The sequence below is a fragment of the Clostridium sp. Cult2 genome (genome assembly GCF_021655075.1).
Classification (GTDB): Bacteria; Bacillota; Clostridia; order Tissierellales; family Tepidimicrobiaceae; genus Schnuerera.
In genome coordinates this window covers 15832-28429 of the sequence record NZ_PPXX01000092.1, presented here as the reverse complement: position 1 = coordinate 28429, position 12598 = coordinate 15832, and the positions used below count along the sequence as shown (strand labels likewise).

Genomic DNA, 12598 nt, shown 5'->3' with positions numbered 1-12598 from the left:
TAAATGCAATACTCATCAATAGTTTTTCATTCTAAAAATGACACTTTCATTGAATAAAATTAAGTTCTTTTATATGACATTTTCACTGACTATTGACACCCTTTTCTTTATAAAATTCTAATTTTTTATTCTTTATATTGATCTAATACATAGAGAGATATGTTAGAAGAGTGGTCAGAAACCCTTTCTAAATTACTTAATACATCTAAAAATATTGCACCAGAACTTGGTTGGCATAATAGTTTGTTCAATCTTTCTATATGGGTCTTTCTATATTCCTTTTCCAAAGCATCTATTTCTTCTTCTAATTTAAGTACTGCTCTAGCTTTTTCAAAGTCTACATCCCTCAAAGCCTCCAAAGATTTATTGAAAACTTTTTGACTTTTACCAAATATATTGTCAAATTCTTCAATGGCACCATCGCTGAATTGTAATCTCTCATCTACTACTACCTGGGCCAATTCTGCAATATTGTCCGCATGATCTCCAACCCTTTCAATATCATTTACCACATTTATTAAAATATTAACTTGAATATGTTGCTCATCAGTTAAAGGCGCATTAGAAAGTTCTACTAGATATTCGACTATATCCCTTTCCAGCCTATTAATTACCTTTTCTTGAGAAAATACCTCTTGCGTCATTTTTTCATCTTTATTTCTAAAAGCTTTTGCAGCTACTACTAAATTTTCCTCTACTATCTTGCCCATTCTAAGCACCTCTTTAGTTACTTGACCTAAGGCAATAGATGGAGTTTCAATAATTCTTAAATCTAAGTATTTCAAACCAGCTTCAGTTGCCTCTTCTACATCGCCAGGAATTATTTTTATTGCTGCTTTTACCAGTAATCTAGCAAAGGGGAGTTGTATAGCCACATTAAGTAAATTAAATAATGTATGGGCATTGGCAATTTGTCTTTGTATATCATTAGGTGATATTTTTAATACAATACTCTCTATAGGACTCCTAAGTATAGTCATAAAAATAATAGTACCGACTAAGTTGAATAGAAAGTGAATTACTGCTGCTCTTTTTGCTGTTTTGTTAGTACCTACACTAGAAATTAAAGCTGTAGTAGTGGTTCCAATATTATCTCCAAATAATATGGGGAATGCAATATTTAATCCTATTAGTCCTTGTGATGCTAGAGCCTGTAATAATCCAATGGAGGCACTACTACTTTGTACTATTGTGGTCAATCCAAGTCCAACTAATATACCTAAAAACGGATCTTCAAGACTTATCATGATGTTTGAAAATATAGGATTGCCTGCTAAAGGTTTTAAACCATTGCCCATCATGTCCATTCCTATAAAAAGAATACCAAAACCAATTAAAATTTCAGCTAAATTTTTAGCCTTTTTTCTAGATGTGGCAATCCACACTCCTACACCAACAGCAACGGCTAATGGAGCAAAATCAGTTAATTTAAAAGCAATTAATTGAGCTGTTATCGTAGTTCCTATATTGGCACCCATTATGACGCCTACAGCTTGAGATAAAGTCATTAGTCCAGCATTAACAAATCCAATAACCATAACAGTAGTGGCACTACTACTCTGTATTACCACAGTAACTAAAGCCCCCACTATAACACCCATAAACCTGTTATTAGTTAATATTTCTATTAATTTTTTTAACTTTTCTCCTGCAGCTTTTTGTAACCCGGTACCCATTAAATTCATGCCATATAAGAAAAGCCCTAATCCACCTAATACTGGTAATGCAATGTCCATTTGTACCCTCCTGACTAATATTTGAATTTTGTTTCAGAAATTTTTATTTAAATATAATTCTATATTGATATAATTTTGGAACTTAGTTTATTATAGTTTTGTAAAATATTACTCTAAATATGGAAATTTCAACTGTCGTAATGCTTCAAACAATATTATATTAACTGAGTTTGCTAAATTCAACGACCTCTTTATACCTTGTCTCATTGGAATTTTTACTGTTCTATCCCAATTTTTATCTAATATTTCATCTGGAAGCCCTTTGGTTTCTTTTCCAAATACAATAAAGGAATCTTCTGGGTAACTCATATCTGTATAATAATTTTTCCCTTTCGTAGTTGCATAAAAAAAATTGCCATTATTATATTTTTGAATTAATTCTTTAAAGTTATCATAATAATATATTTCTACTAAATTCCAATAATCTAGTCCTGCTCTTTTCAAATACTTATCTTCTACAGAAAAGCCTAAAGGTTTAACTAGGTGAAGAATCGTATTGGTAAGAGAACATGTTCTAACTATGTTTCCAGTGTTTTGGGGTATTTCAGGTTCTACGAGTACAATATTTATAGCCATTAACATCTCTCCTTTAATTGCCTAGTACATACTTTTCTATTGCTTTTGCTACACCATCTTCATCATTAGTATCTGTAATTACATGTACATGTTTTTTAATCTCCTGGGCTCCATTTTCCATTCCAATTGCCAACCCGGCTTTTTTGAACATAGGTATATCATTTTCATTATCCCCTATTGCTACCACTTCAGATTTATTGATATTTAATGTTTCCATTAAATATTCTAATCCAACTCCCTTAGATACTCCTTCATTCATTACTTCAATATTGTTATGCCATGAACTGGAAATATTTATGCCCTTTATGTCTCTTAATTTTTCTTCAAATCCTAGAAGTTTATCTATATCATCTTCAATAATAATAAATTTATAAATAATTGGTTTTTGCTGGCTTAGAAGTTCCATGGGATTTTGGATCAATTGTAAATTTATCTGTTGTTTTTTTAGACTATTTTCATAGGATTCATAGTATTTAAAAATACCATCATTAGTTTTTTTTGTAAAAAATGTATCAGCATCATAAAAATGATAATAAATATTGTTTTCTTCTGCTAGTTTAACCAATTTTTTAATAGATTCTATTTTCATAGGATTCTCATATATAATATCCTTTCCATCCCCAGAGGAAATCAAAGCACCATTACAAGTAATAACAGGGCTATTTAACCCTATAGATTTTGAATAATACAAAGCTGATCTTAGTATCCTTCCTGTTGACAAAATAATAGATATTCCTTTATCAAGGGCTTTAAATAAAACTTGTCTATTAATATCAGAAACTTTATTTTGACTGTTTAAAAGTGTACCGTCCATATCTATAGCAATTACTTTATATTTCATTTATTTACCTCCTCTTCATTTGCCAAATTAAATATATCACAATGATATAAATAGTCAATAAAAAAACTCTTTTTTATTTAAAGAAAAAAGAGCTTTTTTATTAACTTTAAACTTTAAATAGAGATATTCGAATAAACAGTTAAATATTTTCCCTTTCTAAAGTCAATAATCTCTCCTTCAAATCTAATCCGCCACCAAAACCAACTAAATTACCATCTGTGCCAATTACCCTATGGCAAGGCACTACTATTATTACTGGATTTCTATTTAGTGCTCCACCTACTGCCCTATACCCCTTTGGCACTCCAATGCTAATTGCAATCTCTTTATATGATTTAGTTTCTCCATAGGTTATGTTTAAAAGTTCCATCCATACCTTTTTTTGAAAATCTGTCCCATGTAAATCCAGAGATAAAGAAAATTTTTTTCTTTTGCCTATTAAATATTCTATTATTTGATTATGGTAACTATAGTGGCATTTATCTACTTTTCTTGTTTGTCCATATTTTTGATTCATACATTTAATAATAAATTCTCCCTTATCATCGGATAAGCCAAGATAGATTATGCCTTTACTAGAAAAGAAAATAATCATTTTCCCTATAGGTGTTTTAAAATCATAGTATTTAATATCCATAAGACTATCCTTCCCTCGCTAATCTCCATTGTTCTCTGACCATTTTTTCCAACATAGGATTATTGTTAATATTTGGATTAGATAATACCGTATTAAACCATTTGACGGATTCATCTTTATAACTAAGCCTTCTATTGATTTCACCTATTAAATATCCTAGTTTAGATTCATCCATATTGGTGCCTATCAAAGATTCTTTATAGAACCCATCTTCAAAAAAGCCCTTTGTTAGGGTTAAAAATCTTTTTTCCTCATCTTTGTTCTCTTTTATCCTATATAACCAAGCTAATCTTAAACATAAGGTACCCAAATCAATTTTTTTATAATCTAATAACTGTCCAATATAAAGAGCTAGCTTATAAACAAGTATTGCTTCATCCACAGTCCTTTTATTGCCATAACTTCTTTTATTCCATTTAGAAGAAATCTCTTTTAAAATTATTTCCTTTTCCTCTTTAGTTACAGAAGAAAATTTTCCTTCAGTTGCTGCATAACCACAATTGGGACAAATAAATATACTATATTTCAATGGATTTTCACCTTTATAATAGGATAAAAAATCCTTATCTCTTTTAATTAATCGTAATTTTGAAAGCCTTACCTTTTTAGATGAAAATTCCATTCTACAAATAGGACATTCTATAGTTTTGTCATACAACTCATCTATTTCCGTCAACATTATTCCTCCTTGTATTAATCCTGTACGTCTTCATCTTCAACAGTACCATCTACTTCACCATCTTCTAATAAATCGTCTAACTGCTCATCTGGATTTGTGGAAGTGGGTGTTGCTAATTCTTCTCCCACCTTGTAAATAAAGTTCCTTGGTCTATAAAAGTCCTTGTTAATCAAATCCTTACTGATAGTCTTTCCGTTTTTTATAATTGATTTGTAGGTATTGACCCTATAGCCTGTTCTGCCTTCTTGGACTAATACCTTACTACCTGGTTCTAATGTTTTATCTAAAATAATTTCTTCTTTAGATGGAATGGTTTCTAAGATTTCCGACTCGATTTTTACTGTATAATCCCTTGATTGTTTATCACCATATACGTAAAAATGTACTCTATCTCCTACTATTTTGGAATCAAAATATATGGGATAATCAAAATCATTTCTAAATTTTAAATCTAAAAATCCAAAAGCAACTGCTGCATCTTGCCCAAATTTCACATATTTAGCTGGTATAGAATGAGGGGTTCTTTCTAAAATTGTAACATCTGCCACCAATAAAGCATTATAAAGAGTAGTAGATGTCTGACATACTCCTCCACCTATGGCTGGAGTAAATTCACCTGCTATTATTACACTTGCTTCCTTATAACCAAATTTACCTTCCCTTGGTCCAGTAGTTTCATTAAAAGACATGGACTCACCAGGCATCAAAATTTTACCTTTTATAGATTTAGACGATAGATCAATATTTTCAATCCTATTTTGGCTACTTCCTTTAAAAGAAGTTGAGAATTCACCAATGACTCCATTAATTCTACTCAATAGATCTTTGGATATCTTAGGAATTATGTCCTTTACCGGAACTTGAATATTTTCTAATGTATATATATTATCTTTAATTGCTTGACGCAGTTTATTCTTGTCCACGGACTTGCCTACTATCTCGTCTGTAACAGCTATACTGCCATTATTAAAATGGAATTCAGCATCCTTTGCCTCTTTATCAATGTCATGACTAATTTCATCTGCTATATGGTCTATCTTTTCTATGTTTAAATTTGAATCTAAAGAAATTTCTATTCCATTCCTTCTTGCATAGACAATGTTTTTAAGCCTATTTAATATATTTCCTTCTCTACCTACTAAATAAGCCTTATTCACTGCTTCCTCATATTCGTAATAAAATCCTAATTCCTTTAATCCAAATATATATTCTTTATCCATATAGACTAAACTCATTTTCTTACTGCTTATTTCTTCCTCTTTTTTATCTTTAATGAAATTCAATGCTTCTTCTTTGGACATGAAGGAAAGATCAAATTTATCAACGATTACGCCTTCATATATTAGTTCTGAACTCAATACCTTAAAATAACCATAAAAGCCTAGTCCTAAAATTATAGCTAATAGAATAGCCAATAATATTAATATTATTTTGTTTTTTTTGTTAGTACCTTCCATATCGGGCCTCCAAGTATAATTATTATTTATTATTAAATATATGTATTATCACTTCTTACAATACTATTTACTCCAAGATATTTCTATTTCATCTCCATTTTTTAGAGAGGCCAAATATTCAGCTTCTTCTCCATTTATTCTGAGTGCTAAATTTCCTCTTGGTTTTGATAAATCAAAGTCTATATATTCAAATATATCGACAAATACGAATTTTTCTTTATCATACTCAATTAATATTTCTTCTCCATTAATAATTAACTCTATAGTATTTCTTTGAATAAAGCTAATCTGATCATCTTCTTTCAGTAAAGTGTTATGCTTTGCCTTCTTCCCGTTTACTAAAATATTGGAGATATGAATATTTTCATCTATTGATTCTAAAAAATCCTTTATACTTTTAATCTCTATAATGTCTATTCTATCCCCTTCTTTCAAGAGAGGATTATTTTGAACTTTATTACCATTTACCCTAATTTCTCTTATTAAATTAAATTGGTTGTTATTATAATTTACTATCTTTCTAGTGGAGATACATTCGCATAAATGAGGAATTCTTTTTTCCCCTTGGGTTGCTTTAATAATCTCAACTATATCTCCGTCCTGTAAAAAAGTATTTAAATTTCCAACTTTATTGTTTACATATATTATAGCTGGTCTTCCCTCTTCACCAATAAAAGTCTTTCTTTCCCCATTTAAGAAGTATATAAAATCTTCTCCCCATTTAGATATTAAATTTCTTGGATTAAAACCATTTAGAATTAGAATATCAGAAACTTTTACCTTTTCCGTATTAAATATACGAATTTCTTCACCATTGAATTCAATTTCAATGAAATTCTTATATCTTTGAGTAGCCCCCTCTATAGCTATTCCTATTGGAGTTACAATATCTGGCCCATTAATACTTGAATCAAGACCTCCTAAATTTTCAATAAAACTCGTATCTCTGATAGATACTCTTTCTTTAGGCAATCCCAATTTTTCAGCTATACAATCTTTCAAGCCAGGCATTTGACTACTGCCTCCAATGAGAAACACTGCACTTGGAGCTTTCCCATTAAATTCAATAATCTTTTCTACTATTTCATTAGTTATCTTCACTATTGTATCATATATACTTTCAACTATTTCTTTAGTAGTCAGTTTATGTTGTATACCTACTATATCAATAAATTCGTGTATATCTTTGGTACTAAGTTTAACCTTTAATTCTTCACCAAAATTAAAATCCAATAAATATTTTTTAGATAAGGTCTCTGTAATCTCATCCCCAGCTTGAGAAGTCATAGCATAAGCAATTATTTTTCCATCTTTAGTTATGGCAATATCCGACGTGCCAGCTCCTATATCTACTAAGGCTAGATTTAACAATCTTAGCTCCTCTTTTATAGCTACGTTTATAGCAGCAATAGGTTCTAAAGTTATATTGCCAACTTCTAAACCAGCTTTTGAAATAACCGAATATAGCCCTTCTATGACCATTTGAGGTAAAAATGTTGCAATCAAGTTGACTCCAATTTTATCTCCTCTGTGCCCATCTAATTTATTCATAATGTTATTATCTAAGTAATAATTAATTACCGTATATCCAATATTATAATACTTCATTCTATTTTGATTTTCATTATTATTTATAATATCCTGAGCTTTTTGAACAGCTTCTAATTCTAAGATTTCTACCATGTTCCTTCTAATTTCAGAACTATTGTCAATATCCTTATCTAATCTTACTTTGCAAGTCTTTAAAGATCTGCCAGCTGCTGCTATGGATACTTTCTTTAAATTTGTCCCTAATTTTCCTTCCAATTCTTCCTTTATCTCTTTAACTACCTCTGTCACGCCATCAATATCATGTATCTGACCATCATACATATTCCTTTTACTGTGTTCTTTAATAGAATAAGCTAATATATTAAATTTTTTATCATTTGAATAGCTTCCTACAATCCCAATTATTGTTCTTGTGCCTATATCTAAAGAAAAAATCAAATCTTTCATTGAGTTTTTCCACTGTTTCATACTAACAGCCCTTTCCTTATTTGTTAACTTCTTCTTTATAATAGATGCAGAAGTCCCTTAATGGACATTTCTCGCATAGAGGTCTCCTGGCCTTGCAAATTCTACGTCCATGAAAAATCAATAGATGATGAGCCTTAGACCACATATCTTTGTCAATGTTATCCATTAAGTCCTTTTCTGTATCCAAAACATTATCGCTATTAGCCAACCCTATCCTATTAGATACTCTAAAAACATGAGTATCCACAGCTATGGCAGGTTTTGAAAAAGCATTGCTTAGAACAACATTGGCTGTCTTCCTGCCAACCCCTGGAAGGGTCATCAATTCTTCTAATGTGCTAGGTATTTCTCCATTATACTTATCAATTAATAATCTGCAAGTGGATAAAATGTTCTTACTTTTTGTTTTATAAAATCCACAACTCCTAATTTTTTCTCCTAATTCCTCCTCTGTTAATTTTAAATAGTCTTCAGGAATTTTCAACACTTTAAAAAGCTTTTCTGTCGTTTTATTAACTTGTACATCAGTACATTGAGCTGACAGAATAGTAGCTATTAACAGCTCAAAGGGATTAGAATAGTTTAATTCCGCCTTGGCATCTGGATATAAATCCAACAAGATATTTAATACTTCCGTTATTTCTTCTTTAGTTAACATTTTCTTCATATTATCACCTACATAATATCAATATTATAGTCTATTATTTCTACCCTATTATCCCCATCTATAAATTTTAACACTTTGGAAATGGTTTGATTAGCATGGCTAGTATCGTTAGTTACACAAGCAAATCCAATTAATGATGTCCCCCAACAATCATTCAATCCTATTTCAGCTATGGATACATTAAATCTAGATTGAATTCTACCCATAATACTCTTTATTATATGCCTTTTATCTTTTAATGAATTTGATTCATATATTATCAATTTTAATGAACAAGTTCCCACTATCATAAAATCACCTCAACGCCATATTAGCCTTGAATATATTTTACAATTAAAGACCAATGATTTCAATCTTAAAAGATGAATATATACTTTATGGATTATAAAAAAAGAGGATAAAATCCTCTTTTTTTATTCTAATATTCTCATTTCCTTCCCAACTTTTTCAAAGATTTCTACAGCCTTATCTAATTGATCTTTGGTATGCCCTGCAGTTACCATACATCTTACCCTTCCTGTTCCCTTGGGTACAGTTGGGAATACTATAGCTGATACAAAGACACCATTATCTAATAATTTTTTACTAAATTCCATGGTTTTAGCTTCTTCACCTATTATTACTGGTGTAATTGGAGTTTCACTTTTGCCTGTGTTAAATCCTAATGTACCAAGTTTTTTCTTAAAGTAGTTTGCATTATCCCAAAGTCTATCAGTATATTCAGTAGATTCCATTAACATTTTTATTGCTTCTATTATAGCCCCTACTGCTGCAGGTGGTAATGAAGTACTAAATAGTACTGGTCTTGCCCTATGGTTCAACCACTCATACATAGTATTAGAACCCGCTACATATCCTCCTACTACCCCTATAGCTTTTGAAAGGGTTCCTATTGAAAAATCAACTCTACCATGTAATCCAAAATGGTCTACCGTTCCCCTACCACTTTCGCCTAGTACACCTGAACCATGAGCATCATCCACATAGGTCATAGCTTCATATTTTTCTGCTAATTCAACAATTTCCGGCAATTTAGCAATATCTCCATCCATACTAAATACCCCATCAGTGATGATTAACACATTTTTATACTTATCCCTGTTTTCTTTAAGTACTTGTTCTAAATGATCTATATCTGAATGTTTAAATATTTTTCTATCAGCTTTACTTAATCTAGTACCATCTATTATGGAAGCATGATTTAATTCATCAGATATTATTAAATCTCCAGCTTCAGTTATAGCTTGGATTGTCCCTGCATTACAGTTGAATCCGGATTGATATATAAATGCAGCTTCCTCCCGTTTAAATTCAGCTAGTAATTCCTCTAGTTCTTCGTGTATGGACATGTTTCCAACTATAGTTCTTACTGCTCCCGCTCCTGCCCCATATTTTTCGACAGCTTCTATGGCTCCCTTTTTAAGCCTTGGATGGTTTGCAAACCCAAGATAATTATTAGAAGATAGATTGATTACCTTTTCTCCATTTAAAATTATTTCCGCTTCATTTGCTCCTTGTAATATAGGTAGTTTTCTATATACTCCTTCTTTTTTGAGCTCTTCAATTTTTTCTTTTAAATAATTTAATTCATGGACATTAGCCAATGTGTTCCCCTCCTATAATATAATTTTAGGTTTTATAACACAAATATAGTATAACATAAATTTTATTTTTGTTGGTAATCTTTGTGAATAAAATGTTTTATAAGATTTTTCATCTCTAGCCTTGTGTTCTCTTCTTTTTCTACCTCTAGTCTTTTTTTTACCACTTCCTTCCCATACTCATAATCTATTTTTAGAATAGCCCACGCAGCATATTCCCTAATCATAGAATTTTGATCCCATAACAATGGTTCTAATAATTTTATATTGTTTTTATCCTTCATATTTCCTAGGGCTATTATCCCATTCCTTTTTAATATATTTTTCCCTCTCCAACTTCCAGCCATTCCTCCATATTTTCCCTTAAATTGTCTGTTAGAAATTGATAGTACTTCTTCTATATCTATATACCTTTTTATTTCTTTTGGTAAGAATTCTTCATGAGTTGATTTTTTTGCATCATTATTTTTAGGACATACCAATTGACATGTATCACAGCCATATACTTTAGTCCCCATTTTATCTCTTAATTCATAAGGGATTTTATCTTTAGTTTGGGTTAAATAGGATATGCACTTTTTAGGATTAAGTTGAAAAGGTTCTTCTAAAGCTCCAGTAGGACAATAGCTAATGCATATATTACAATCACTACATTGGCTTTCCAAAGTATTTGAGTGAGTTTCTATATCCAAATCTGTCAATATATGGCCAATAAAAACAAAAGAGCCATATTCATCATTGATAATAGAACAGTTCTTCCCATAATACCCTATACCAGATTTATTTGCTATTTCTCTATCTATTAATGGTCCTGTATCAACAAAATATCTATAATTAAAGTCCCTTATTCTTTCTATTTCTTTAATTAAATTTTCAATTTTGTTTTTTAAAACTATATGATAATCTAAACCCCAAGAGGATTTTGAAAGTAAACCCTTCAGCTTATAATCTACCCTTTCTTTTAATCTAGTATTATAAGATAATCCAATTACAATTATAGTTTTACATTCGGGAAAAATTAACTTTGGGTTAATTCTTTTATCTATATCCCTTTCCTCAAATTCAGTTTGCTTATTTTCTCTTTGTCTAGTCATAAGATAATCTTTTATATTATAGAAAGGTTCACAACCAGTAAAACCTATTATGTCTATATTTAGTTCCTTTGATTTATCTATTATATATCCTTTTAAATCCATAGTTTACTCCCATTTCAATCCTTTTATCCTTAGCTAAATGTATTTCAATTAATAATTATATTATACCATCCTTAAAAAAAGATACTATATTAGGTTTTTGTAATGATTATTTCAAAATTCCCCATTTCTATCATATACCTTCAATGGTAAATAGGTTATTCCTGATTTTTTCCACTCATCTATCAACTGTTGTAAATACTTATCATCACCCAAAATTGCTATACCACAATCTCCGCCTCCAGCACCAGATGATTTGGCATATCCGTTGAATTCTAATGCTATATTACATAATTTCGTCAATAAAGGCGTTTCTATTGATATACCTAAATCATTGCCCATATTAACGAGAAGTTGCCGGTTAACCTGGATTTGTTTTTGTATTTCTCTAATGTTTTTTTTCTTAAAAGACTCTTTCATTTTGTTTACACATTTTTTACTTTCATGCAGAAACTTTTCATAGGGTATACTTTTTTCAGTTCGCTTATCATTAACTTGAGTTACCAAACTAGAAGTACTGGCAGGAGTACCTGTCCAACCGATAACTAATTTTAATCCTTCTGGAGGTGTTAAAGGTTCAACCGAAAGATTTGGCCATGGTTTGTTTAATAATTGAGTAACTGAGTTGTCCTTTCCTTGTTCTAATATCCAATTCCTATCAAAGGTAGTATAAGCAATCCATCCCCCATAGACACTGGCTGCAATATCACCACAGGAACCATTGCTATTTATAGCCAAGTTGGCTAAGGCAGACAGTTTAAACAACTCCTCATCAGATGCTTCAATTTCATAGTATTTACATAAAGCTTTTACTGTAGCAACAGTAACTGCAGCACTGGAACCCAATCCATATTTTTTCCCTTCATTGGTTTCTAGTTGACTGGATACCTTTAAATGATAATGGTCTAATTCTTTACCTTGCTCTTTAGCATAGGTTTCAACAGTATTAATAGCAGATATTATATAAGAGAGACGATTATCACTTTTATCTAAAATAAGTTTATCATTTTGCCTTGACCAAAATCTGGGTATATTATCATAAGAACTAATACTTCCTCGTTCTAAAGCTTCTTCTAATAAAACCAGAATACCCCTATCAACTGCTACTAAAATTGCTGGATAACCTGGTTCAACTACAGCATATTCACCTGCTATAAATAATTTACCTGGTGCATAGGTTCTAATCATATTT

The 12598-nt window shown here is 30.6% G+C and carries 12 protein-coding genes; all 12 read right to left on the bottom strand.

What is annotated here, in order from left to right:
• Positions 1–125: 125 nt before the first annotated feature.
• A complete protein-coding gene (locus C3E90_RS09635; RefSeq protein ID WP_236915431.1) occupies positions 126–1736 on the bottom strand; it encodes a Na/Pi cotransporter family protein in 1611 nt (536 codons plus the stop codon).
• 108 nt (positions 1737–1844) lie between these two features.
• Positions 1845–2312 carry a tRNA (uridine(34)/cytosine(34)/5-carboxymethylaminomethyluridine(34)-2'-O)-methyltransferase TrmL gene (gene trmL, locus C3E90_RS09630; protein WP_236915430.1) on the bottom strand — a complete coding sequence of 156 codons (468 nt, stop codon included), beginning with the start codon at positions 2310–2312 and terminating at the stop codon, positions 1845–1847.
• Between the two features lie 13 nt (positions 2313–2325).
• Positions 2326–3153 (bottom strand): Cof-type HAD-IIB family hydrolase, encoded by an 828-nt coding sequence (locus C3E90_RS09625; protein ID WP_236915429.1) that lies wholly within the window; start codon positions 3151–3153, stop codon positions 2326–2328.
• 139 nt (positions 3154–3292) lie between these two features.
• Positions 3293–3790, bottom strand: coding sequence for a methylated-DNA--[protein]-cysteine S-methyltransferase (locus tag C3E90_RS09620; protein WP_236915428.1), 498 nt, complete (start codon positions 3788–3790; stop codon positions 3293–3295).
• A gap of 4 nt (positions 3791–3794) precedes the next feature.
• A complete protein-coding gene (locus C3E90_RS09615; protein ID WP_236915427.1) occupies positions 3795–4466 on the bottom strand; it encodes a DUF2225 domain-containing protein in 672 nt (223 codons plus the stop codon).
• A 17-nt stretch (positions 4467–4483) separates the two neighbouring features.
• A complete protein-coding gene (locus C3E90_RS09610) occupies positions 4484–5926 on the bottom strand; it encodes a VanW family protein (protein ID WP_236915426.1) in 1443 nt (480 codons plus the stop codon).
• Between the two features lie 63 nt (positions 5927–5989).
• Complete coding sequence (locus tag C3E90_RS09605) at positions 5990–7924, bottom strand: cell division FtsA domain-containing protein (protein WP_236915425.1); 1935 nt, start codon at positions 7922–7924, stop codon at positions 5990–5992.
• Positions 7925–7961: 37 nt separating this feature from the next.
• Positions 7962–8612 (bottom strand): endonuclease III, encoded by a 651-nt coding sequence (gene nth, locus C3E90_RS09600; RefSeq protein WP_236915424.1) that lies wholly within the window; start codon positions 8610–8612, stop codon positions 7962–7964.
• 8 nt (positions 8613–8620) lie between these two features.
• Positions 8621–8902 carry a DUF503 domain-containing protein gene (locus tag C3E90_RS09595; protein ID WP_236915423.1) on the bottom strand — a complete coding sequence of 94 codons (282 nt, stop codon included), beginning with the start codon at positions 8900–8902 and terminating at the stop codon, positions 8621–8623.
• Positions 8903–9025: 123 nt separating this feature from the next.
• The gene (locus tag C3E90_RS09590) at positions 9026–10216 is read right to left on the bottom strand and encodes a glycine C-acetyltransferase (RefSeq protein ID WP_236915422.1); all 1191 of its coding nucleotides are present in this window, start codon (positions 10214–10216) and stop codon (positions 9026–9028) included.
• A 62-nt stretch (positions 10217–10278) separates the two neighbouring features.
• A complete protein-coding gene (queG, locus tag C3E90_RS09585) occupies positions 10279–11409 on the bottom strand; it encodes a tRNA epoxyqueuosine(34) reductase QueG (RefSeq protein WP_236915421.1) in 1131 nt (376 codons plus the stop codon).
• A 111-nt stretch (positions 11410–11520) separates the two neighbouring features.
• Positions 11521–12594 carry a phosphomevalonate kinase gene (locus C3E90_RS09580; RefSeq protein WP_236915420.1) on the bottom strand — a complete coding sequence of 358 codons (1074 nt, stop codon included), beginning with the start codon at positions 12592–12594 and terminating at the stop codon, positions 11521–11523.
• Between the last annotated feature and the right edge of the window lie 4 nt (positions 12595–12598).